Annotated in this window: 22 protein-coding genes; 21 read left to right on the top strand and 1 reads right to left on the bottom strand. The window is 42.9% G+C overall.

Annotated features, from left to right (window positions below; translation table 11 throughout):
* Positions 1-7 precede the first annotated feature (7 nt).
* The 15 genes from HMPREF1195_RS03575 (at position 8) to proC (ending at position 15,027) form a co-directional block, all read left to right on the top strand.
* The gene (locus tag HMPREF1195_RS03575) at positions 8-1,483 is read left to right on the top strand and encodes a PTS transporter subunit IIC (protein WP_023918369.1); all 1,476 of its coding nucleotides are present in this window, start codon (positions 8-10) and stop codon (positions 1,481-1,483) included.
* Between the two features lie 201 nt (positions 1,484-1,684).
* Positions 1,685-2,110, top strand: coding sequence for a galactose-6-phosphate isomerase subunit LacA (gene lacA, locus HMPREF1195_RS03570; RefSeq protein ID WP_003007724.1), 426 nt, complete (start codon positions 1,685-1,687; stop codon positions 2,108-2,110).
* A 16-nt stretch (positions 2,111-2,126) separates the two neighbouring features.
* Complete coding sequence (lacB, locus tag HMPREF1195_RS03565; RefSeq protein WP_023918368.1) at positions 2,127-2,642, top strand: galactose-6-phosphate isomerase subunit LacB; 516 nt, start codon at positions 2,127-2,129, stop codon at positions 2,640-2,642.
* Positions 2,643-2,652: 10 nt separating this feature from the next.
* A complete protein-coding gene (locus tag HMPREF1195_RS03560; protein WP_023918367.1) occupies positions 2,653-3,582 on the top strand; it encodes a tagatose-6-phosphate kinase in 930 nt (309 codons plus the stop codon).
* 1 nt (position 3,583) lies between these two features.
* Positions 3,584-4,564, top strand: a complete 981-nt coding sequence (lacD, locus tag HMPREF1195_RS03555) for a tagatose-bisphosphate aldolase (RefSeq protein ID WP_023918366.1) — start codon at positions 3,584-3,586, stop codon at positions 4,562-4,564.
* A 450-nt stretch (positions 4,565-5,014) separates the two neighbouring features.
* Positions 5,015-5,848 (top strand): PRD domain-containing protein, encoded by an 834-nt coding sequence (locus HMPREF1195_RS03550; protein WP_023918365.1) that lies wholly within the window; start codon positions 5,015-5,017, stop codon positions 5,846-5,848.
* A gap of 34 nt (positions 5,849-5,882) precedes the next feature.
* A complete protein-coding gene (locus tag HMPREF1195_RS03545) occupies positions 5,883-6,200 on the top strand; it encodes a PTS lactose/cellobiose transporter subunit IIA (RefSeq protein WP_003007713.1) in 318 nt (105 codons plus the stop codon).
* The gene (locus tag HMPREF1195_RS03540) at positions 6,200-7,897 is read left to right on the top strand and encodes a lactose-specific PTS transporter subunit EIIC (RefSeq protein ID WP_023918364.1); all 1,698 of its coding nucleotides are present in this window, start codon (positions 6,200-6,202) and stop codon (positions 7,895-7,897) included. The genes HMPREF1195_RS03545 and HMPREF1195_RS03540 overlap by 1 nt, the downstream gene beginning before the upstream one ends.
* An 87-nt stretch (positions 7,898-7,984) precedes the next feature.
* Complete coding sequence (lacG, locus tag HMPREF1195_RS03535; protein WP_329601242.1) at positions 7,985-9,391, top strand: 6-phospho-beta-galactosidase; 1,407 nt, start codon at positions 7,985-7,987, stop codon at positions 9,389-9,391.
* Between the two features lie 127 nt (positions 9,392-9,518).
* On the top strand, positions 9,519-10,421 hold the full coding sequence (locus HMPREF1195_RS03530; RefSeq protein WP_003001728.1) for a LysR family transcriptional regulator: 903 nt from the start codon (positions 9,519-9,521) through the stop codon (positions 10,419-10,421).
* Between the two features lie 3 nt (positions 10,422-10,424).
* Positions 10,425-10,886 carry a signal peptidase II gene (gene lspA, locus HMPREF1195_RS03525; protein ID WP_023918362.1) on the top strand — a complete coding sequence of 154 codons (462 nt, stop codon included), beginning with the start codon at positions 10,425-10,427 and terminating at the stop codon, positions 10,884-10,886.
* Positions 10,876-11,766 (top strand): RluA family pseudouridine synthase, encoded by an 891-nt coding sequence (locus HMPREF1195_RS03520; protein WP_023918361.1) that lies wholly within the window; start codon positions 10,876-10,878, stop codon positions 11,764-11,766. Before lspA ends, HMPREF1195_RS03520 begins: the two co-directional genes overlap by 11 nt.
* A gap of 74 nt (positions 11,767-11,840) precedes the next feature.
* Positions 11,841-12,950, top strand: coding sequence for a glutamate 5-kinase (gene proB, locus HMPREF1195_RS03515; protein ID WP_023918360.1), 1,110 nt, complete (start codon positions 11,841-11,843; stop codon positions 12,948-12,950).
* Positions 12,951-12,960: 10 nt separating this feature from the next.
* Positions 12,961-14,208, top strand: coding sequence for a glutamate-5-semialdehyde dehydrogenase (locus HMPREF1195_RS03510; RefSeq protein WP_023918359.1), 1,248 nt, complete (start codon positions 12,961-12,963; stop codon positions 14,206-14,208).
* A gap of 3 nt (positions 14,209-14,211) precedes the next feature.
* On the top strand, positions 14,212-15,027 hold the full coding sequence (proC, locus tag HMPREF1195_RS03505) for a pyrroline-5-carboxylate reductase (protein WP_023918358.1): 816 nt from the start codon (positions 14,212-14,214) through the stop codon (positions 15,025-15,027).
* Between the two features lie 287 nt (positions 15,028-15,314).
* On the opposite strand, the gene HMPREF1195_RS03500 is transcribed toward proC, so the two are convergent.
* Positions 15,315-16,838, bottom strand: a complete 1,524-nt coding sequence (locus HMPREF1195_RS03500) for an ATP-binding cassette domain-containing protein (protein ID WP_023918357.1) — start codon at positions 16,836-16,838, stop codon at positions 15,315-15,317.
* Positions 16,839-17,157: 319 nt separating this feature from the next.
* Here HMPREF1195_RS03500 and hemW point away from each other — a divergent pair, with 319 nt between their 5' ends.
* The 6 genes from hemW to HMPREF1195_RS03470 are packed head-to-tail and all read left to right on the top strand — an operon-like array spanning position 17,158 to position 22,087.
* A complete protein-coding gene (gene hemW, locus HMPREF1195_RS03495; protein WP_023918355.1) occupies positions 17,158-18,288 on the top strand; it encodes a radical SAM family heme chaperone HemW in 1,131 nt (376 codons plus the stop codon).
* A 3-nt stretch (positions 18,289-18,291) separates the two neighbouring features.
* The gene (locus HMPREF1195_RS03490) at positions 18,292-19,047 is read left to right on the top strand and encodes an acyl-ACP thioesterase domain-containing protein (protein ID WP_023918352.1); all 756 of its coding nucleotides are present in this window, start codon (positions 18,292-18,294) and stop codon (positions 19,045-19,047) included.
* Positions 19,037-19,723, top strand: a complete 687-nt coding sequence (locus tag HMPREF1195_RS03485) for a hypothetical protein (protein ID WP_023918351.1) — start codon at positions 19,037-19,039, stop codon at positions 19,721-19,723. Before HMPREF1195_RS03490 ends, HMPREF1195_RS03485 begins: the two co-directional genes overlap by 11 nt.
* The gene (locus tag HMPREF1195_RS03480) at positions 19,724-20,494 is read left to right on the top strand and encodes a TIGR01457 family HAD-type hydrolase (protein ID WP_023918349.1); all 771 of its coding nucleotides are present in this window, start codon (positions 19,724-19,726) and stop codon (positions 20,492-20,494) included.
* Positions 20,487-21,107 (top strand): TIGR01906 family membrane protein, encoded by a 621-nt coding sequence (locus HMPREF1195_RS03475; protein WP_023918347.1) that lies wholly within the window; start codon positions 20,487-20,489, stop codon positions 21,105-21,107. The genes HMPREF1195_RS03480 and HMPREF1195_RS03475 overlap by 8 nt, the downstream gene beginning before the upstream one ends.
* Positions 21,104-22,087 (top strand): CPBP family intramembrane glutamic endopeptidase, encoded by a 984-nt coding sequence (locus HMPREF1195_RS03470; RefSeq protein ID WP_023918345.1) that lies wholly within the window; start codon positions 21,104-21,106, stop codon positions 22,085-22,087. Before HMPREF1195_RS03475 ends, HMPREF1195_RS03470 begins: the two co-directional genes overlap by 4 nt.
* Positions 22,088-22,161 lie beyond the last annotated feature (74 nt).

The raw sequence follows: 22,161 nt of genomic DNA, 5'->3' as shown, positions 1-22,161 counted from the left end.
ATTTATTATGAATGGCATTATTGATTTTGCCAATAAGTTTTTCAAACCCATCCTAGACATGGGTGCACCGATCATCATGTTGATCGTCTTGACTTTATTGGCTCTCTTGTTTGGAGTGAAATTCTCCAAAGCCCTTGAAGGTGGTATTAAACTTGCCATCGCCCTTACTGGTATCGGTGCCATCATCGGTATGTTGAATGGAGCTTTCTCAGCGTCTCTTGCAAAATTCGTTGAGAACACAGGTATTCAATTGAATATCACTGACGTTGGTTGGGCACCTCTTGCGACCATCACTTGGGGGTCTGCCTGGACACTTTACTTCTTGTTGATTATGTTGATCGTCAACGTTATCATGCTTGCTATCAAGAAAACTGATACACTTGACGTCGATATCTTCGATATCTGGCACTTGTCTATCACTGGTCTTTTGATCAAATGGTATGCAGACAACAACGGTGTCAGCCAAGGTCTATCACTCTTCTTGGCAACTCTTGCAGTTGTCCTTGTAGGGATTATGAAAATCATCAACTCAGACTTGATGAAACCAACATTTGATGATTTGTTGAATGCACCAAGTTCATCACCTATGACTTCAACTCACATGAACTACATGATGAACCCAATCATCATGGTCTTGGATAAAATCTTTGACAAATTCTTCCCAGGTCTTGATAAATACGACTTCGACGCTGCTAAATTGAACAAGAAGATCGGTTTCTGGGGATCTAAATTCTTTATCGGTTTCCTTCTTGGTATCGTTATCGGTATCATGGGTACTCCACATCCAGTTGCTGGCGTGCAAGATGCTGACAAATGGGAATTGGTTATTAAAGGTTGGTTGAGCCTTGGTTTGACTGCCGGTGTCTGCTTGGAATTGTTCTCATTGATCGGTTCTTGGTTCATCGCAGCGGTAGAACCATTGTCACAAGGTATTACAAACGTTGCTACTAAACGTCTTCAAGGACGTAAATTCAACATCGGTTTGGACTGGCCATTTATCGCTGGTCGTGCTGAAATCTGGGCTTGTGCGAACGTACTTGCACCAATCATGTTGATCGAAGCAGTGCTTCTTTCTAAAGTCGGAAATGGTATCTTGCCACTTGCAGGTATCATCGCTATGGGTGTAACTCCAGCCTTGTTGGTTGTAACACGCGGTAAATTGATCCGTATGATCATCTTCGGAAGCCTTCTCTTGCCACTCTTCCTTCTTTCAGGAACATTGATTGCACCATTTGCAACTCAATTGGCTAAGAGTGTTGATGCCTTCCCTAAAGGGGTAGCTTCTACTCAATTGATTACTCACTCAACTCTTGAAGGCCCAGTTGAAAAATTGCTCGGTTGGACAATCGGTAACGCAACAACTGGTGATATCAAAGCTATCCTTGGTGTAGTTGTCTTCTTGACATTCTATATCGGAATCTTCGCTTGGTACAGAAAACAAATGATCAAACGTAACGAAGAATATGCTGCAAATGCAAAATAATCGTCATATGTAGTTTGAAAACTGACACCATATCTGTTGTGGATATGGTGTTTTTATTTTAAAAAATGTTCGAAAATAAACAATTTAATGTTGACTTTCGTTCAAAATAGGTGTAATATAATATCAAAAGTGAGAAAATGTTTCTTTGTGAAAATTTAACAACAGGGATATTTGCTGAAACGAACAAAAGGAGGACAGGACATGTCTATTGTAATTGGTGCAGATGCTGCAGGATTAAGATTAAAAGATCTCGTGAAAGAGTTTCTTGTAAAAGAAAACTTTGATGTTGTGGATGTAACTGCTGAAGGTCAAGATTTTGTAGATGTCACACTTGCAGTTGCGAGCGAAGTGAACAAAAACGATCAAAATCTTGGAATCGTAATTGATGCTTACGGAGCTGGTCCATTTATGGTTGCAACTAAAATCAAAGGAATGGTAGCAGCAGAAGTTTCAGATGAACGTTCTGCTTATATGACACGTGGACACAACAATTCTCGAATGATTACCATGGGTGCTGAAATTGTTGGGGATGAATTGGCCAAGAACATTGCCAAAGGCTTCGTCAATGGTAAATACGACGGTGGCCGTCACCAAATCCGTGTCGATATGTTGAATAAGATGTGCTAATGAGAGGAGAATTCAAATGAGAATTGCAATTGGTTGTGATCACATTGTGACAAATGAAAAAATGGCTGTTTCTGATTTTTTGAAATCAAAAGGATATGAAGTACTCGACTTTGGGACTTATGACCATACACGTACCCACTATCCAATCTTTGGTAAAAAAGTCGGTGAAGCTGTAGCAAGTGGCCAGGCAGATCTTGGTGTTTGTATCTGTGGTACAGGTGTTGGGATTAACAATGCTGTTAACAAAGTACCTGGTATCCGTTCAGCCTTGGTACGCGATATGACAACTGCTCTTTATGCTAAAGAGAAATTGAACGCGAATGTGATCGGTTTTGGTGGTAAGATCACTGGTGAATTGCTCATGTGCGATATCATTGAAGCATTCATCAACGCAGAATACAAACCAACTGAAGAAAATAAAAAATTGATCGCTAAGATCCAACATGTGGAAACCCATAATGCTCATCAAGCGGATGCTGATTTCTTTACAGAATTCCTTGAAAAATGGGACCGTGGTGAATATCACGATTAAGAGGTGACGTATGATATTAACGGTCACAATGAACCCTTCGATTGATATTTCTTATCCTTTGGATGTACTCCAGTTGGATACAGTCAATCGTGTAGCTGAGGTGAGTAAGACAGCTGGTGGGAAAGGTCTTAACGTTACTCGTGTACTTTCTGAGATAAAGGATCCAGTGGCAACGACTGGCCTACTTGGTGGTCGGACGGGGCAATTCATTCTCGATCATTTAGGAGAAGGGATAGAGGAACGTTTCTTTGAAATTGCTGGAGATACACGTAATTGTATCGCCATCCTTCACGAAGGCAAGCAAACAGAAATCTTAGAAAAAGGTCCAACCATTTCTGAGAAAGAAGGCCAAGACTTTCTCGACCATTATCGTCACTTGGTTGAACAAGTAGAGGTTGTTGCCATCTCTGGAAGTCTTCCTGCTGGTTTACCAGTGGACTACTATGCTATCCTTGTCAAGATTGCAAGGGAAGCTGGGAAACCAGTCGTACTTGATTGCTCGGGAGCTTCTTTAGAAGCTGCCATTCAAGCAGCTGTCAAGCCTACGGTCATTAAACCAAACAATGAAGAATTATCACAGTTGTTAGGAAAAGAAGTGAGTAAGAATGTGGAAGACTTAAAAGAAGTTCTTCAGGATTCTCTCTTTGATGGCATCGAATGGGTGATTGTCTCCCTTGGTGCAAATGGCGCTTTCGCTAAACATGGGGATGTCTTCTATAAGGTAGATATTCCTAAGATTGATGTCGTCAATCCAGTTGGATCTGGTGATTCGACTGTTGCAGGGATTGCATCTGGTCTCTATCATCATGAGAGTGACGCAGACTTGCTCAAGAAAGCAAATGTTCTTGGAATGTTAAATGCACAAGAAGCACAAACAGGACATGTCAACATGGGGCACTATGATGCCTTGTATCAACAATTAATCGTAAAAGAGGTATAAAATGGTATTAACAGAACAAAAACGCAACTATTTGGAACGTCTCAGCACAAAAGACGGTGTCATTTCAGCTTTGGCCTTCGACCAACGTGGAGCTTTGAAACGCTTGATGGCCAAATATCAAGACACAGAACCAACAGTAGCACAAATGGAAGAATTAAAAGTCCTTGTAGCTGATGAATTGACAAAATATGCTTCATCTATGTTATTGGACCCAGAATATGGTCTACCTGCTACAAAAGCCTTGGACAAAGATGCTGGTCTCTTACTTGCCTATGAAAAAACAGGTTACGATACATCAAGCACCAAGCGCTTGCCAGACTGCTTGAACCTTTGGTCAGCAAAACGCATCAAAGAACAAGGCGCAGATGCTGTGAAGTTCTTGCTCTACTATGATGTAGACAGTGCAGATGAACTCAACCAAGAAAAACAAGCTTATATCGAACGCATCGGTTCAGAATGTGTGGCAGAAGACATTCCATTCTTCCTTGAAATCTTGGCTTATGATGAAGGAATTGCAGATGCAACCTCTGCTGAATATGCGAAATTGAAACCTCGTAAGGTGATTGAGGCTATGAAAGTCTTCTCAGATCCTCGTTTCAATATCGATGTCTTGAAAGTGGAGGTTCCAGTTAATGTGAACTTCGTGGAAGGATTTGGAGAAGGAGAAGTTGTCTATAGTCGTGAAGAAGCAGCTGCTTTCTTCAAAGAACAAGAAGAAGCAACCAACCTTCCATACATCTACCTCAGTGCAGGTGTATCTGCAAAACTCTTCCAAGAAACCTTGGAATTTGCTCATGCATCTGGTGCAAACTTCAACGGCGTTCTTTGTGGACGTGCGACATGGGCAGGTTCAGTAGAAGCTTACATCAAAGATGGAGAAGCAGCTGCTCGTGAATGGCTTCGTACAGAAGGGCGTCAAAATATTGAAGAATTGAACGCAGTCTTGGATAAAGTAGCAACACCTTGGACAGAACGCGTATAAGATTCAATGATGATTGCCTCCTAAAGCAACAGTTAGAGAGTGGGACAGTAATCGGTCATTCGGTAGAATTCGATTTCGTCGTCCCACCTCCGCACAGTTGAGTAGGGCTGTAAAAGCTGATGAAATCAGCGTAGTAGAGCCCACTCAACCACTGCGTCTTGCTCGACAATCCAAAGATGATTGAGAGGCTAGGACTTTTATCCCAGCCTCTTCATTATTTCAAGGTCTTGTTTATTTTTTATAAAAAAATGTTTAAAAATTTTCGCTGTAAGGGTTTACAAAACAAAAAGTTTATGATAGAATAAGTTTATAAGTTGAATAGCAGTGAGCGTTACTAAGTTAGATTAGGCGTGACCACAAGTAGACTGAACAATTAGTGTATGCTAGTTTTTTCAGTTGCTTCGTGGTCATTTTTATTTGCTTTTAACAAATTTTACAAAGGAGAGCCTCATGTATCGTATTATCCATCCAATGAACAATAATGTTGCTTTGGTTCAAAATGAACTACAACAAGAGTTGATTGTTATTGGGAGTGGGATTGCATTTGGGAAAAAGAAAAATGATCTAGTAGCTGATGATAAGGTCGAAAAAGTATTTCGTTTAAACACGGATGAGTCAAGAGAAAACTTTATGGCCCTTCTAAAGAATGTTCCTCTTGATTTCATTACAACCACTTATGAAGTGATTGATACCTTGTCTAAGAAATATGCCTATCCTGTTCAAGAATATATCTATGTGACATTAACAGATCACATCTTTTGTTCTTACCAGGCAGTTCAACAGGGAAGATATAAATACAGTGACCTTCCTGATGTGTCTGCTATGCATCCGATTCCCTATAAAATCGCAAAAGAAGCGATTGAGATCTTTCGAAAGCGGCTCTTGGATCAATTTCCTGACGATGAAGTGAATCGCATCGCTTATCATTTCATTAATGCACAAGGGGAAATGATTCATGAGCAAGATCCAGATGTTCAGGACCGACAAGTTATTTTGAAAGCTGTAGAAGAAAAACTAGCTCAAAATGGATTGAAACGGAAAGAAGAAAACAGTCATTTCTATGATCGCTTTATGATCCATCTCAATTATTTCCTAGATTCGCTAGATAAGGGAAGAGAAGATCCAGAAGGTTTGAGCGAGATGGAACAACTGATTCAGCTAAGTTATCCAAAGGCTTATGAGATTAGTCATCAAATCTACCAAACCATCGCTGAACAGACAGGAGCCAAGATATCTCCTAATGAAAAAGTCTATTTAGCCCTTCATATTCAACGTCTATTATAAAAATTTTCAAAAGGTATCATAAGGAGGAACCAACATGAATAAAGAAGAAGTCCAATTACTTGGCTTTGAAATTGTCGCTTATGCCGGTGACGCTCGATCAAAATTAGTGGAAGCCTTAAAAGCTGCTGAAAATGGTGATTTTGCTAAAGCAGAATCCTTAGTAGAAGAAGCGGGGTCTTGTATCGCTGAGGCTCACAAATCTCAAACGACCATGCTAGCGCATGAAGCAGCAGGAGAAGAAATCCCCTATAGCATTACCATGATGCATGGTCAAGACCATCTCATGACAACAATCCTATTAAAAGACGTGATTCACCATCTGATTGAACTATATAAAAGAGGAGCGAAATAATGAATAAACTGATTGAACTGATTGAAAAAGGGAAACCTTTCTTTGAAAAGATTTCTCGAAACAAATATTTGCGAGCGATTCGGGATGGCTTTATTGCAGGGATGCCTGTTATCCTTTTCTCATCTATCTTCATCCTAATTGCGTATGTACCAAACGCTTGGGGATTCCATTGGTCTAAAGATATTGAAACTTTCTTGATGACTCCATATAGCTATTCTATGGGCATCTTGGCCTTCTTCGTTGGTGGTACAACGGCTAAGGCTTTGACTGATTCAATGAACCGCGACCTTCCAGCAACTAACCAAATCAACTTCATTTCTACAATGTTGGCTTCTATGGTTGGCTTCTTGCTCATGGCTGCCGAACCTGCTAAAGAAGGTGGATTCTTAACAGCCTTCATGGGTACAAAAGGTCTGTTGACAGCCTTCATTGCAGCCTTTGTTACCGTTAATGTTTATAAGGTCTGTGTGAAAAATAATGTGACGATTCGCATGCCAGACGAGGTTCCACCAAATATTTCACAAGTATTTAAAGACCTGATTCCATTTACATTGTCAGTTGTACTCTTGTATGCACTTGAATTAGTTGTGAAAGCAAGCCTTCATGTAACGGTTGCTGAATCAATCGGTACCCTTCTTGCTCCACTATTCTCAGCAGCAGACGGTTATGTTGGTATTACGATTATTTTCGGTGCCTTTGCATTCTTCTGGTTTATTGGTATTCACGGCCCATCTATCGTTGAGCCTGCGATTGCAGCGATCACTTATGCAAATGCCGAAGTCAACTTGAACCTCCTTCAACAAGGTATGCACGCTGATAAGATCCTTACATCTGGTACACAAATGTTCATCGTCACTATGGGTGGTACTGGTGCAACTCTTGTTGTTCCGTTCATGTTTATGTGGTTATGTAAATCGAAACGAAATCGTGCTATTGGACGCGCTTCAGTAGTTCCTACATTCTTTGGTGTAAACGAACCAATCTTGTTTGGTGCACCACTTGTTTTGAACCCAATCTTCTTTATCCCATTCATCTTTGCACCAATTGCAAACGTATGGATCTTTAAGTTCTTTATTGAAACACTTGGCATGAACTCATTTACTGCCAACCTTCCATGGACTACACCAGGACCTCTTGGTATTGTTCTTGGTACAAACTTCCAGTTCTTATCATTCGCTCTTGCAGCATTGTTAATTGTAGTAGATATTGTTATCTACTATCCATTCCTCAAGGTTTATGATGAACAAATTCTTGAAGAAGAACGTTCAGGTAAAACTAATGATGAATTAAAAGAAAAGGTAGCTGCAAACTTTAACACTGCAAAAGCAGATGCTATTCTTGAAAAAGCTGGAGTAGATTCAGCACAAAATACAATTACTGAAGAAACAAACGTCCTCGTTCTTTGTGCTGGTGGAGGAACAAGTGGTCTTCTTGCCAATGCTTTGAATAAAGCCGCAGAAGAGTATAAAGTTCCAGTTAAAGCTGCAGCAGGTGGCTATGGAGCCCACCGTGAAATGTTGCCAGAATTTGACCTTGTTATCTTGGCGCCTCAGGTTGCTTCCAACTTCGAAGATATGAAGGCTGAAACAGATAAACTAGGCATCAAATTGGCGAAGACAGAAGGTGCTCAGTACATCAAGTTAACCCGTGATGGAAAAGGTGCTCTAGCCTTTGTTCAAGCTCAATTTGAAGAATAAGAACTAAAAAGTGAGATGGAGATGGATGGCTCACTAACTCCTCTCCCCTCGCTTTTCATTTTATCCAATCAAGAAATAGGTGAAAATATGACAAAAACACTTCCTAAAGATTTTATTTTTGGTGGCGCAACTGCAGCTTATCAGGCAGAAGGTGCGACTCATACAGACGGTAAAGGACCTGTTGCATGGGATAAATATTTAGCAGACAACTATTGGTATACTGCTGAACCAGCGAGTGATTTCTACCATAAATATCCAGTAGACTTACAGTTGGCGGAAGAATATGGCGTAAACGGAATTCGTATTTCTATTGCTTGGTCACGTATTTTCCCAACTGGCTATGGTGAAGTCAATCCAAAAGGGGTAGAATTCTATCATAAGTTATTTGCAGAATGCCATAAACGTCATGTAGAACCATTCGTAACTCTTCACCACTTTGATACTCCTGAAGCTCTTCACTCAAATGGAGACTTCTTGAATCGTGAAAATATCGAACACTTTGTAGATTATGCTGCTTTCTGTTTTGAAGAATTCCCAGAAGTCAACTACTGGACAACCTTCAATGAAATTGGCCCAATCGGTGATGGTCAATACTTGGTTGGTAAATTCCCACCAGGTATTCAATATGACCTTGCCAAAGTCTTCCAATCTCACCACAATATGATGGTTTCTCATGCACGTGCTGTGAAATTGTACAAAGACAAAGGTTATAAAGGTGAAATCGGGGTTGTTCACGCACTTCCAACTAAGTATCCATTGGATCCTAAAAATCCTGCAGACGTACGTGCTGCTGAGTTGGAAGATATCATCCACAACAAGTTTATCTTGGATGCGACTTACCTCGGACACTATTCAGATGCAACCATGGAAGGGGTAAACCACATTCTTTCAGTTAATGGTGGTAGTCTGGATCTTCGGGACGAAGACTTTGCATCACTTGAAGCAGCTAAAGATTTGAACGACTTCCTTGGAATTAACTACTACATGAGTGATTGGATGGAAGCCTTTGATGGCGAAACAGAAATCATTCATAATGGTAAAGGGGAAAAAGGAAGCTCTAAATACCAAATCAAAGGTGTTGGACGTCGTGTAGCTCCTGACTATGTACCTCGTACTGACTGGGACTGGATCATCTACCCTCAAGGTTTGTATGATCAAATCATGCGTGTCAAGAAAGATTATCCAAATTACAAGAAGATCTACATCACTGAAAACGGACTTGGATACAAAGATGAGTTTGTGGACAATACGGTTTATGACGATGGCCGGATTGATTATGTGAAACAACACTTGGAAGTCTTGTCGGATGCGATTGCTGATGGTGCAAACGTCAAAGGATACTTCATCTGGTCTCTTATGGACGTCTTCTCTTGGTCTAATGGTTACGAAAAACGCTATGGTCTCTTCTATGTAGACTTTGAAACCCAAGAGCGCTATCCGAAGAAATCGGCTCATTGGTACAAGAAAGTAGCTGAAACTCAAGTGATTGAATAAGTATCAACTGGAACTGTTTTAGTTCCAGTTTTTTTATTTTCACTTGATGAAGGTCTCTTAAACGCATCTCTTCTTTCAGCCCCTAATTTATGGTATAATAGATCGATACTGTAATAAGGAAAATAGAATGAATATACAACAATTACGATATGTAGTGGCGATTGCCAATAGTGGTACTTTTCGTGAGGCTGCTGAAAAAATGTATGTGAGTCAGCCGAGCTTGTCTATTTCAGTACGCGATCTGGAAAAGGAACTGGGCTTTAAAATTTTTCGTCGAACTAGTTCGGGGACATTTTTGACCCGTCGGGGAATGGAATTTTATGAAAAAGCGCAGGACGTGGTTAAGGGGTTTGATATTTTTCAAAATCAATATGCCAGTCCTGAAGAAGAGAAGAAAGAATTCTCTATTTCTAGTCAACACTATGACTTCTTGCCACCATTGATGACGGAATTCTCGATCCGCTATCCGGAAAATAAAAACTTCCGCATCTTTGAGTCAACGACGGTCCAAATTTTGGATGAAGTGGCTCAAGGGCATAGTGAGTTGGGGATTATTTATCTCAACCGTCAAAATACCAAGGGAATTATGCAACGGGTTGATAAATTAGGACTTGAAGTGGTGGATTTGATTCCTTTTCAGACTCATATTTACCTTCGCAAGGGACACCCTCTGGCTAAGAAGAAAAAACTGGTCATGGAAGATCTAGCTCAATTGCCAACTGTTCGCTTTACCCAAGAAAAAGATGAGTACCTCTATTATTCAGAGAATTTTGTCGATACCAGTTCGAGCTCCCAAATGTTCAATGTAACCGACCGGGCCACCTTGAATGGGATCTTGGAGCGGACAGATGCTTATGCGACAGGATCAGGCTTTTTAGATAGCCAGTCAGTGAATGGTATTACCGTGATTCCTTTAGAAGACAACTTGGACAATAAAATGGTCTATGTCAAACGCGAAGAGATGGATCTCTCCCCTGTAGCAGAGAAGTTTGTCGAGGTCATGGTAGAGTATTTTGATCAAAAGAGGTAAGAAATGAAGAGAAAAATAATGGTTCCAGTAGCAATTGTGCTATTGGTCCTACTGGATCAGTTGGTCAAATGGTATGTAGTCAAGAACATTCCACTGGGTGTCGTTAAGTCTTTTATTCCCCATGTGGTCAGCCTGACCTATCTTCAAAACACAGGTGCAGCTTTTTCACTTCTTGAAAATCAGCAATGGTTCTTTACCCTCATCACTCTAGTCGTGATGGTAGGGGCCTTTTACTATCTTTATAAGCACCTTAAGGGGTCGCTTTGGATGGTGATGGGCTTGACCTTGGTGATTGCAGGTGGCTTGGGGAATTTTATCGATCGCCTGCGTCAGGGCTTTGTGGTCGATATGTTCCACCTGGATTTTATGAATTTTGCCATTTTTAATGTAGCAGATAGTTATTTGACAGTTGGAGTTTTCTTGCTCCTGATCCTGATGTTGAAAGAGGAAACGCATGGAAATTAAAATCGAAGTAGCCGGTGCGCGACTGGATAAGGCTTTGGCGGATTTGACTCCCTTGTCACGAGCTGTAGCCAATGAGCAGATCAAAGAAGGAAAAGTTCTGGTCAATGGAACTGTGAAAAAAGCTAAGTATACGGTCAAAGAAGGAGACATCATCCAGTATGAAGTCCCAGAAGTGGAAGAGGTCAGCTATGAAGCAGAAGATCTGCCCTTAGACATCGTCTATGAGGACCAGGATGTCGTCGTCGTCAATAAACCCCAAGGCATGGTTGTTCACCCGAGTGCCGGCCACACCAGCGGGACCTTGGTCAATGCACTGTTATACCATGTCAAGGACCTTTCAGGGATCAATGGAGAATTGCGTCCAGGGATCGTTCATCGGATCGACAAAGACACGTCAGGCCTCTTGATGGTCGCAAAAAATGACCAAGCCCACGTCGCCTTAGCAGAGGAACTCAAAGACAAAAAATCTCTCCGGAAGTATTGGGCCATTGTCCATGGCAATCTTCCTAACGATCGGGGCATGATCGAAGCACCAATTGGTCGCAGTGAAAAGGACCGGAAAAAACAAGCAGTGACGGCTAAAGGAAAACCTGCAGTGACCCGTTTTCAAGTCTTGGAACGCTTTGGGGATTACACGCTGGTAGAGTTGCAACTGGAGACTGGTCGGACCCACCAAATTCGGGTGCATATGGCCTATATTGGCCATCCAGTAGCTGGAGATCCTGCTTATGGACCTAAGAAAACACTCAAAGGACAAGGACAGTTTCTTCATGCGCGGACACTTGGTTTCACCCACCCTCGCACAGGAGAGACTTTGGAATTTACAGCAGAAGTGCCAGCGATCTTTGAGAAAACGCTGGAAGACCTTCGAAAAGGATAATGGAGAATGGCTGAATGGAGATTCAGTCACTTTCATTACATACGAAATAAATAGTATTAGAAAGAATCACAGCGATGAAAGCAAAACGAATCGTCTTTAAAGTAGGGACCTCGTCTTTGACCAATCCAGACGGGAGCCTCTCTAGACAGAAGGTCAAGGTCATCACCCAGCAGTTGGCTCTCTTACACGAATCGGGCCATGAGTTGATCTTGGTCTCATCAGGGGCGGTTGCTGCTGGGTTTGGTGCCCTTGGTTTTAAGAAACGGCCGATTAAGGTGGCAGACAAGCAAGCCTCTGCGGCAGTTGGTCAAGGTTTATTGATGGAAGAATATACAGCCAACCTGCTTTTACGTAACATTGTTTCTGCGCAGATTTTGTTGACCCAGGATGACTTTGCGGATCAGCGCCGCTATAAGAATGCTCATCAGGCCCTTTCTGTCTTGCTTAATCGTGGGGCCATCCCGATTATCAATGAAAACGATACGGTCTCGATTGCCGAGTTAAAAGTTGGTGACAATGATACCTTGAGTGCGCAAGTTGCAGCCATGGTTCAAGCTGATCTTTTGGTGCTTTTAACAGATGTAGATGGCCTCTATACAGCCAATCCTTCTCAGGATCCAACAGCTAAGCGCTTGGATCGAATCGAACACATTTCTCGCGAGATGATCGAGATGGCTGGAGGTGCGGGTAGTAGCAATGGAACTGGCGGTATGCTGACCAAACTCAAGGCAGCGACCCTGGCGACAGAGTCTGGGGTTCCTGTCTATATTTGCTCGTCTCTCAAGTCTGATGCCTTGCTCGAAGCTGCGCAAGAGCAAGCAGATGGCAGTTACTTCCTTGCAGAGGATAAGGGCTTAAAAACCCAGAAGCAATGGCTAGCCTTTTATGCTGAAAGCAAAGGAGCCGTTTGGGTGGATGCTGGAGCAGCGGAAGCCCTGTTGGATCATGGGAAGAGTTTATTGATTTCTGGTGTGACTAAGGCAGAAGGGGATTTCTCTTATCACGACATCGTCAGCGTCTATCATCAAGAGACTGGTCAATTACTCGGAAAAGGCAAGGTCCGTCTCGGCCAATCAGCTGTGCGCGATCTACTCCAATCTAAAAAAGCTAAGGGAATCCTTATCCACCGGGATGATTGGATCTCGGTAACTCCTGAGATTGACCTACTCTTTACAGAATTTTAGAGGAAAACGTATGGGAACAACACAAGAACAATTAGCCTTAGCGAGATCAGCTAAGAAAAGTATCAATACAGCCAGCACAGCTCTTAAAAATCAGGCCTTGGAGGCCATGGCTAGCCAGCTTTTGAAAGCGACGGAAGCCATTTTAGCAGCCAATCAAATCGATATGGAAGTGGCACGTGGGAAGATCTCTGAAGTCATGCTGGATCGCCTCTTTCTTGATCAAGAGCGGATAGCAGGGATGGCACAAGGTATCCGTGCTTTAATAGACCTGCCAGATCCGATTGGGGAAATGCTGGATACGGAAGTCTTGGAAAATGGCCTTGAAATTCAGAAAGTTCGAGTCGCCATGGGTGTCATTGGCATCATTTACGAAAGCCGCCCAAATGTGACGTCGGATGCTGCGGCACTTGCCATCAAGAGTGGAAATGCAGTGGTTCTTCGTACTGGAAAGGATGCCTTTCATTCTGCTCAAGCGATCGTGACAGCCCTCAAGGCTGGATTGGAAGAAGCTGGACTGAATCCAGATCTTCTCCAACTGATCCAAGATACGAGTCGAGCTTCTAGCCTTGCTATGATGAAGGCTAAGGGCTATCTGGATTTGCTCATTCCACGTGGTGGTGCTGGATTGATCCAAGCGGTGGTTGAAAATGCCATTGTCCCTGTGATCGAGACAGGAACTGGCATTGTCCATGTCTATGTGGACAAGGAGGCTGATTTCCAGAAAGCCCTCGTCATTATCGAAAATGCCAAGACCAGTCGCCCCTCTGTCTGCAACGCTATGGAGGTTTTGTTGGTCGATCGAGCGATCGCGTCTGACTTCTTGCCCTTGGTCAAAGAGCGTTTAGTGGATGCACGGGAAAGATCCGTTGAATTGCGCCTAGATGAGCAAGCACAGGCTATCATTTCGGGAACAGCAGCACAGGAACAGGATTTTGATACCGAATTTTTAGATTATATTTTAGCAGTTAAGATCGTTGATGGAGTCGAGGAAGCGGTGGACCACATTGAAGCTCATAGCACCCATCATTCGGATGCCATTGTCACTGAAAATCCTGAGACAGCCGCTTATTTCACCCAGCAAGTAGATTCAGCAGCGGTTTATGTCAATGCTTCTACACGCTTTACAGACGGGGGACAATTTGGCCTAGGTTGTGAAATGGGGATCTCAACCCAAAAACTCCATGCGCGTGGACCGATGGGACTCCGGGAAATGACCAGTTACAAGTATATCGTCAGTGGAAATGGTCAAGTGAGGTAAGTCATGAAAGTAGCATTTATCGGTCTTGGAAATATGGGAGCTAGTCTGGCCAAAGCTGTCGCAAAAGAAGTGGCTAGCACTGACCTGCTCTTGGTCAACCGTTCCCCTCAAAAGGTGGAAGAGTTTATCAGCCAGTATGGAGGAACGGCGTCTAATCTTGAACAAGTCTTTCAAGAGGCGGAAGTGATCTTTTTAGGTGTCAAACCCTACCAAATCTGCCCTTTACTTGAAGAGTACCAGGACATTTTGGGCCAACGTTCCAATCTCCTGTTGGTTTCTATGGCAGCAGGTCTGGAACTGGAGCAAATGGCAAGTATAGTTAAAAATGAGCGGCTGGGGCTCATCCGCATCATGCCTAATACGCCCGTTGCCATTGGGCAAGGGGTCATTAGTCTGGCCCGCTCCCAAGCAGTAACAGACCAGCAAGTAGCCCAAGTCAAACAGCTCTTAGCAGGCGCTGGGGATCTCTATGAAATCGAAGAAAAATTGATGGATCCTGCAACGGCTATCGCAGGTTGTGGTCCAGCCTTTGTCTATCAGATGATCGAGGCCATGGCGGATGCAGGGGTAGCCTTGGGAATTTCACGAGAGCAAGCCTTGCAGATGGCGGCTCAGACTTTCAAAGGGGCCGCCAGTATGGTCCTAGAGACAGGTGAGCACCCAGCTTGCTTGCGAGATGCAGTTTGTAGCCCAGGTGGCTCAACTATCGCAGGAGTCAACCGCTTAGAACAAGTCGGCCTACGGGGCGACATTATTGCAGGTGTGGAAGCTGCCTACAAACGCACCCAAGAAATGGGACAAGAGGCAGGGAAGAATTAGAAAAAAGATTGGTTTTTGCCAATCTTTCAAATTGAAGACAAAGTCCTCTTAGAAACTTTCCTTAGGTGAGAACGGACGTCAGCGAACTTCTTCGAAGTTCCATGACTAATTATTGAGCCTAAGGTCTCAATAATTCCGAGTACCTGAAACTATTACGTTTCAGGCACTTTTCTCACGGCGGAAAAGTTTCAATAGAGACTTGGATAACTCTGGATTTGTTAGATTTGTATAATAGAACATTTTTTCTTCGTTCTACAAGATTGGTTTTTTAGCCAATCTTTTTTACGTTAGAGAGCCTCTATTTCTACCAAGCCATGTTCAGTCAGACGATAGATTTTTTGGCAGACTTCTTTGAGGAAGATCCGATCGTGGGAGACTGTAACCAGTCCGCCTGGGTAGTCTGCAAATAGGCGACGAATTTCTGGTTGGGAAGTGGGGGAAAAATTACGAGTAGGCTCGTCCAAGAGCAGAAACTGAGGACTTGTGAGTACTAATTGAAGGAGGAAGAGTTTTCCTTGCTGGCCACCAGAAAGTTCAGAGATAGGATGATGCATTTCAGAAAAGGTAAAGTTGAGGGAGGCTAAATGCAATTGAATGGTATTGATTTCTTCGCGATCACCTGAATGCTGTAGAAATTGAACGGGTGTCTGAGTCAGAGGGAGACGTTCAGTGTAATCTTGAGGCATATAGGCAGTGCGGATACTCTTATTCTCCTGTAAAAGATCCCAGATCATTTTTAGGAGAGTGGATTTCCCAACACCGTTGGAACCGATAATCCCTATCTTATCCTGCCCTTGAAGTGTGAGGGAGATGTTCTTGACCAGGACACGATCACCAATTGCGAGCTCTTCTTGATCTAAGAGAAGGACACGTTTTTGAGGAGACAAGGGAGTGAGGGAAGGGAAATGCAGATTAATGATTTCCTCATCATAGGGTTGGGAAGTCATGGATTGGAATTCTCGCTCGTAGCGCTTTTCTTGTGAGAGGAGGGACTTCATTTTCTTTGCCAGGAGACGTCCGGCAGTGCTATCCTTGGTGTTTCGTAAGGAAGTTTGGACTTGCTGACGGACGCGACGGTGCTTCTCCATTGTTTTTCGGTAGGCTCGTTGATCGTTGGCAGCTTGCTGAGTCTGTTGCTTGAATTGTTGCTCCCTCTGGCTACTGTAGTCTTGATAGCCTAGGTGCTCTACAATGGTTTCAGCCTCCTTGCGGTGTTTGATCTGTCTTAGATGAATAATGGTATCCGCCGTCTGCGTCAAAAAATCCTCATGATGGGAAATAAATAGGATGGTTTGGGGGCTCGTTTGGATCATCTGCTGGAGCCAGTCCAGGGTTTCCAAATCCAGATCGTTTGAAGGTTCATCTAAAAATAGCAATTCATGAGGACGGCAAAGTTCGTGAAGCAGTTGGACTTTGAGGGCTTCTCCTCCAGATAGACTTCCAATAGCTTGGTCGCTCGCAAAGCGGTCGCTATCAAATTGCAATTGATCAGCCAGTCTGTAGAGGGTGGCATAGTCTAGCTCATCCTCTCCAAAAAAATATTCTTCCAAGCTTTTTCCCTTCAAGGCTTCCGGCAAAGTCTGGGGAATATAGGCATAGGAGTGAAAAGAAGTGGTGATTTCACCTTCTATGGTCATATAATCTGGTAGGGATTTTGGGGACATAAGGACATGAAGCAAAGAAGACTTTCCATTTCCTTCTTCGCCAATAATGGCAACTTTTTCCCCTTCATGAATAGTTAGGGACAGATCGCGAACCAAATCGCGTAAATCTTTTGTGTGGCGGATGGTGAGGTGGGATAGTTTTAGCATAAGATTCCTTTCTACTGGGACAAAAAAACAGCTCTACCTATTTAGTAGAGCTGTATTCAAGTGAAACCCAAACAGAAAAAGACCTTATTAAGCCAACAAAAAGTTGGACAATAGGCGAGAGGGCACACGAAAAGAGATAGAACAAGCAGTCCACTAAATAAAGTATCTTATTTAACGAAACTTAGTTGTTCATATCTCCTTACCTCCGAATGTGATTAGTTTTATTCTATTCTTTTCATTCCTTCTTGTCAAGGAAATCCTTGCGTCATCCACCCTTTTCTTTTCGGACTCGGGGGGATTTTATGGTATAATTAAAGATATGCATACAAAACCAACGTCCGCTTATGTCCACATCCCATTTTGTACCCAGATTTGTTTTTATTGTGATTTTTCGAAGGTCTTTATTAAGAACCAACCGGTCGATGCTTATCTAGATCATTTGATCCAAGAATTTCGTCGGGAAGAAATTACAAACTTACGGACTCTCTATATCGGGGGTGGGACACCGACGGCCTTATCTGCAGATCAGCTAGCCTATCTTCTTAAGGAGCTGACCAAGTCGCTTGATCTGTCTCAGATGGAGGAGTTGACCATCGAGGCCAATCCTGGTGATTTGGATCCGGATAAGATTGCGGTATTGAAAGATTCGCCGGTTAATCGGGTTTCATTGGGCGTGCAGACCTTTGATAATCGCTTACTTAAGAAGATTGGTCGAAGTCACCAAGAGCAGGACATTTATGACAATATCGACCGTCTGAAGCTGGCTGGTTTTGACAATATTTCGATCGACCTCATCTATGCGCTTCCGACACAAACCATGGACCAGGTCAAAGAGAATGTTGCGAAGGCTCTTGCCCTTGACATTCCCCACATGAGTCTTTATAGCTTGATTCTGGAGAATCACACAGTCTTTATGAATCGCATGAGACGGGGCAAGCTTCCTCTACCAAAAGAGGAGTTGGAAGCAGAGATGTTTGAATACATTATTCAGGAGTTGGAGCGAGCGGGCTTTGAGCATTATGAAATTTCCAATTTCTCCAAGCCTGGTTTTGAAAGTCGGCACAACCTCATGTATTGGAATAATGCGGAGTATTATGGCTTAGGAGCTGGTGCATCCGGCTATGTCAATGGCGTTCGCTATAAGAATCATGGGCCTATCCGTCACTATATGCAGGCGGTCGAAAAGGGAAATGCGCGTGTCCAAGAAGAACATCTGAGTCAGACAGAAATGATGGAAGAAGAGATGTTTCTAGGACTCCGTAAGAAAACAGGCGTTTCCAAGAAGCGTTTCGAAGAAAAGTTTGGTGTGAATTTTGACCAACAATATGGATTAGTGGTTGAGGAATTGACCCAGCAGGGGCTCTTGGTGCCTGACAAGGATATTGTTCGCATGACCAAGAAAGGTCTCTTTTTAGGAGACACTGTAGCAGAGAAGTTTATTTTGGAGTAGAAGATGGCAAAAACATTTGAATACAGCATGAAAATTCCTTTTGATATGAGCGATGTCAATGGATTTATAAAAATTCCCCAATTGATCTTGCTGTCTTTACAGGTATCGGGCATGCAATCGATTGAGCTGGGTATGAGTGATATGTACATTTTAGAGAACTACAATCTAGTCTGGATTATCACGGATTACAATATGAAGATCGAGCGTCTCCCTGTTTTTGATGAGAAAATCACTATCGAAACCTATGCCAAGAGTCACAATCGACTTTTCTGCTACCGGGCCTTTAATATCAAGGATGAAGCAGGAAATACTATCATTGAGATGGTCGCGACCTTTGTCTTGATGGATCGTGTTACACGCAAGGTTCATCCTGTTATGAGTGAAATCACGGATGCCTTTGACTCTGAATTTTCAAAAACCATGCTCCGTGGTCCCCGTTTCAAAGAATTAGAAGGCAGCGTCGAACAAGAATACCGGGTTCGGTTTTACGACTTGGATATGAACGGACATGTCAACAATAGCAAGTACTTGGACTGGGTTTTTGAGGTGATGGGAGCAGACTTCTTGACCCATCATGTCCCTAAAAAAGTTCATCTGAAATATGTCAAAGAAGTGCTGGCAGGAGGTCTCATCACCTCTCAATATGAACAAGAGGGCTTGAAAACTCAGCACCAAATTACTTCAGATGGTCAGATCAATGCCCAAGCTGAAATTGAGTGGGAAGAAGTAGAAGAAAAGGGTTGGAATTATGGAAAGTAGAAGATTAAAAAATAAAAAACAGGAACTTGAAAGCTATCAAAAACGGGTTGTGGCCTATGCCAAGCGTCAAAAGAACCCTTTGTACATGTTGGGAGATTGGCTCTTGACTCTTTGTGCTTTGGGCATCATCCTAGTAGAGGAAATTTATAAATTTTTCCGCTATCGCTTGAATTTAGAGAGTTTTAATCGCTTTTTAAGAGAAGATGTACGCTGGTATCGGGTCTGGATCCATTTCACCTTGGCCTTTCTTTTACCGGTCATGATCTTCTCGATTGGGATTACTAGCCAATCAGGATCCTTCTGGTCCAATTTCTATCACCGCTTGTCCCAAGGCGTGCTCTTTAGCACAACAGTCAGCCTCGCTGCGACCTTAGTGACGGATTTTGTGGAGAATTTGCAACCAGAAACTAAGTCTGACGGGAAAAATCGGAGCACCAAACGCACGGTTTATCAAATCAGTGTGGATCAGGCAACCGTGATAGGCTTGTTATTGACCATTGTCATCCTCATGGTAGCATCCTTCTTGTTTACCCAATCAGGAAGTCAAGGGATCAATTTTACAGGGTTGATTTTACAATTTGTCCTCTATGCTGGAGCCTTGCTCTTGTATGGATCTGGTGGCCGAGTCGATACAGAGAAGTTGTATGAAAAAGCTGAAACAGAAAGGGAAGAATAAATGCACTACAAGGGCTATTTAATTGATTTGGATGGCACCATTTACAAAGGAAAATCACGAATTCCAGCAGGAGAAGCTTTTGTTCATGAATTACAGGCGCGTGAAATTCCCTATCTCTTTGTCACCAATAACACAACCCGCACACCAGAGACTGTTCGGGATATGCTGGCGACTCACTTCAATATTGAAACCCCAGTGTCGACCATCTATACAGCTACCCTTGCGACCATTGACTACATGAACGACCAAAACTTGGGCAAAAAGGTCTATGTGATTGGAGAAGCGGGGCTCAAAGATGCTATTGAAGAAGCTGGCTATATTATCGATGAAGAAGCACCTGATTATGTTGTGATTGGCCTCGATTGGCAAGTGGATTATGAGAAATTTGCTAAAGCAACCTTGGCGATTCAAAAGGGAGCGCACTTTATAGGGACCAACCCTGACCTTAATATCCCAACGGAGCGTGGCTTGCTGCCAGGTGCAGGATCCTTGATTGCGCTTGTTGAAGCAGCGACACGGGTCGAGCCTGTGATCATTGGCAAACCAAAGTCCATCATCATGGACAAGGCCATTGAACACCTGGGTCTTGCAAGAGAAGAAGTGGTTATGGTTGGCGACAACTACCTAACAGATATTCGTGCAGGTATTGACAATGGGATTCCAACCCTTTTGGTGACGACAGGTTTTACCAAACCAGAAGAAGTGTCAACCTTACCAATCGCACCGACACATGTTGTTGCCAGTCTAGCGGAGTGGGATTTTGATGCTTAAAAGTCTGAAATCAATTAACCTATTTTTCTTTATCTTGTCCGCTGCAATCCTTCTTACCATTGCTCTCGCTTGGGCCCTCTATCCCATGGAAATTCATTGGTTGGGGATTCAAAGCCGGACTGGTTATTCGGCTTCTGCCATCATGAAGAATTTTAATGTCTTGATGAACTACTTGACCAATCCTTTTCAATGGGTGTTGAAGATGCCTCAATTCCCCTCTTCAAAAAATGGCTTGCACCATTTTGAGGCCGTCAAGTACCTATTTCACTTAGTGACAGTCGTTTTCGTGGTCACACTACCTGGTTTTATCCAGTTTATGCGGACAGTCGTCAAAAAAGGCTACCTGGCCTTGTACCGTAGTCTCTTCTTTTGGATGATGATTTTACCAGTGGTGATTGCAGTGGTGGCTGTTATGATTGGCTTTGATCAATTCTTTACGCTCTTTCATCAGGTCTTATTTGCTGGGGACAATACTTGGCTCTTTGATCCGCGCGTGGATTCGATTATTCTTGCATTACCAGAAGACTACTTTATGCATGCCTTTTTGATTTTCTTTGTCTTATATGAAGGAATGTGTGCGAGTTTTTATCTATTTTCTAGGAGGAAGAAATGAACCAATACAACCGATTATTAGACCCTAAAAAAGATATAGGAAGGTATTCCGGTACACTTGCCATTTATCTCTTGATAATGACCTTGGTAACCGTCCTGTGGGAAGTCCTCCTTGGATTGACCATTGCAGGCTCTCTCAGAAAAGATCCAAGTCAAGTAACGGAGAAACTCAATGCCCTGAATGTTTGGGCAGGTATTCCCTACCTTATCTCTATTTCCATTGGACTCTTTCTCTTTAATGCCTATCGCAAGAAGGCCCTTTATAAATATGATCTTAAGCACAAGGGACGTAAGATGACTCTTTCAGTCTTCTTTATTCTTCTCGCCTTTCTTGGCTTTTCTCAAGTCTTTTCATCTGTGATGACACAAATGATTGAGCGCATGTTTGAGACCATTGGCCTTCATTCTCCAACACCAGATCTAGGTGATACGATTGAGCGATCATGGACTATGCTCTTGTATGCTGGGTTTTTTGGTCCAATCACAGAGGAATTCTTCTTCCGTGGGGCAGGCTTGCGTGGCTTGGAACGGTATGGCAAGGTCTTTGCCATTGTCATGACGGCTATCTTGTTTGGTCTCTTCCATGCCAATTTTGATCAGCTCTTTTTCGCGAGTATCATTGGTCTAGGTTTCGGCTACATTGCCTTTGAATACAATATCTGGTGGGCTATTTTCTATCACATTTTCAATAACTTTGTGATTTCCCAAGGCTTGCATTATGTGGCCTATCATGTGGACGAGGGGCTAGCGAATTGGCTCCAAATTGGTGTTTTAGCTATTGGTTCCATTGTCATGATAGTGGTTCTTGCGACTAAATGGCCAGCTATCAAAGCTTATATTCAAGCCAATAAACCTCAACCGGGAGTTTTCCAGCGTGCCCTCGCTTCCTTCTGGTTCTGGTTCTTCGTGCTATTCACTATCCTGATGTCTATTGTTCCTTATGTGATTCCGATCTTCCAAATGGCAAATTTCAAAGGATAAGTATTATCAAAGGGGGATCCTTTTAGATCCCTCTTTTCTGCTATAATAGAGAGAGTAGAACTGGGAAGTTTAAA

It is taken from the genome of Streptococcus parasanguinis CC87K (assembly GCF_000507765.1).
In the GTDB taxonomy this organism is placed as follows: domain Bacteria; phylum Bacillota; class Bacilli; order Lactobacillales; family Streptococcaceae; genus Streptococcus; species Streptococcus parasanguinis_J.
This window is presented reverse-complemented; position numbering and strand designations above follow the sequence as displayed.

Bases quoted from the DNA above. Each gene is read 5' to 3' on its own strand.
- HMPREF1195_RS03485 (WP_023918351.1), top strand. From the start codon at position 19,037: ATGGAAAGTAGAAGATTAAAAAATAAAAAACAGGAACTTGAAAGCTAT.
- HMPREF1195_RS03560 (WP_023918367.1), top strand. From the start codon at position 2,653: ATGATATTAACGGTCACAATGAACCCTTCGATTGATATTTCTTATCCT.
- lacA (WP_003007724.1), top strand. From the start codon at position 1,685: ATGTCTATTGTAATTGGTGCAGATGCTGCAGGATTAAGATTAAAAGAT.
- HMPREF1195_RS03540 (WP_023918364.1), top strand. From the start codon at position 6,200: ATGAATAAACTGATTGAACTGATTGAAAAAGGGAAACCTTTCTTTGAA.
- HMPREF1195_RS03490 (WP_023918352.1), top strand. From the start codon at position 18,292: ATGGCAAAAACATTTGAATACAGCATGAAAATTCCTTTTGATATGAGC.
- lspA (WP_023918362.1), top strand. From the start codon at position 10,425: ATGAAGAGAAAAATAATGGTTCCAGTAGCAATTGTGCTATTGGTCCTA.
- HMPREF1195_RS03480 (WP_023918349.1), top strand. From the start codon at position 19,724: ATGCACTACAAGGGCTATTTAATTGATTTGGATGGCACCATTTACAAA.
- lacB (WP_023918368.1), top strand. From the start codon at position 2,127: ATGAGAATTGCAATTGGTTGTGATCACATTGTGACAAATGAAAAAATG.
- proC (WP_023918358.1), top strand. From the start codon at position 14,212: ATGAAAGTAGCATTTATCGGTCTTGGAAATATGGGAGCTAGTCTGGCC.
- lacG (WP_329601242.1), top strand. From the start codon at position 7,985: ATGACAAAAACACTTCCTAAAGATTTTATTTTTGGTGGCGCAACTGCA.
- HMPREF1195_RS03475 (WP_023918347.1), top strand. From the start codon at position 20,487: ATGCTTAAAAGTCTGAAATCAATTAACCTATTTTTCTTTATCTTGTCC.
- HMPREF1195_RS03470 (WP_023918345.1), top strand. From the start codon at position 21,104: ATGAACCAATACAACCGATTATTAGACCCTAAAAAAGATATAGGAAGG.
- hemW (WP_023918355.1), top strand. From the start codon at position 17,158: ATGCATACAAAACCAACGTCCGCTTATGTCCACATCCCATTTTGTACC.
- HMPREF1195_RS03500 (WP_023918357.1), bottom strand. From the start codon at position 16,838: ATGCTAAAACTATCCCACCTCACCATCCGCCACACAAAAGATTTACGC.
- HMPREF1195_RS03545 (WP_003007713.1), top strand. From the start codon at position 5,883: ATGAATAAAGAAGAAGTCCAATTACTTGGCTTTGAAATTGTCGCTTAT.
- HMPREF1195_RS03575 (WP_023918369.1), top strand. From the start codon at position 8: ATGAATGGCATTATTGATTTTGCCAATAAGTTTTTCAAACCCATCCTA.
- lacD (WP_023918366.1), top strand. From the start codon at position 3,584: ATGGTATTAACAGAACAAAAACGCAACTATTTGGAACGTCTCAGCACA.
- proB (WP_023918360.1), top strand. From the start codon at position 11,841: ATGAAAGCAAAACGAATCGTCTTTAAAGTAGGGACCTCGTCTTTGACC.
- HMPREF1195_RS03520 (WP_023918361.1), top strand. From the start codon at position 10,876: ATGGAAATTAAAATCGAAGTAGCCGGTGCGCGACTGGATAAGGCTTTG.
- HMPREF1195_RS03550 (WP_023918365.1), top strand. From the start codon at position 5,015: ATGTATCGTATTATCCATCCAATGAACAATAATGTTGCTTTGGTTCAA.
- HMPREF1195_RS03510 (WP_023918359.1), top strand. From the start codon at position 12,961: ATGGGAACAACACAAGAACAATTAGCCTTAGCGAGATCAGCTAAGAAA.
- HMPREF1195_RS03530 (WP_003001728.1), top strand. From the start codon at position 9,519: ATGAATATACAACAATTACGATATGTAGTGGCGATTGCCAATAGTGGT.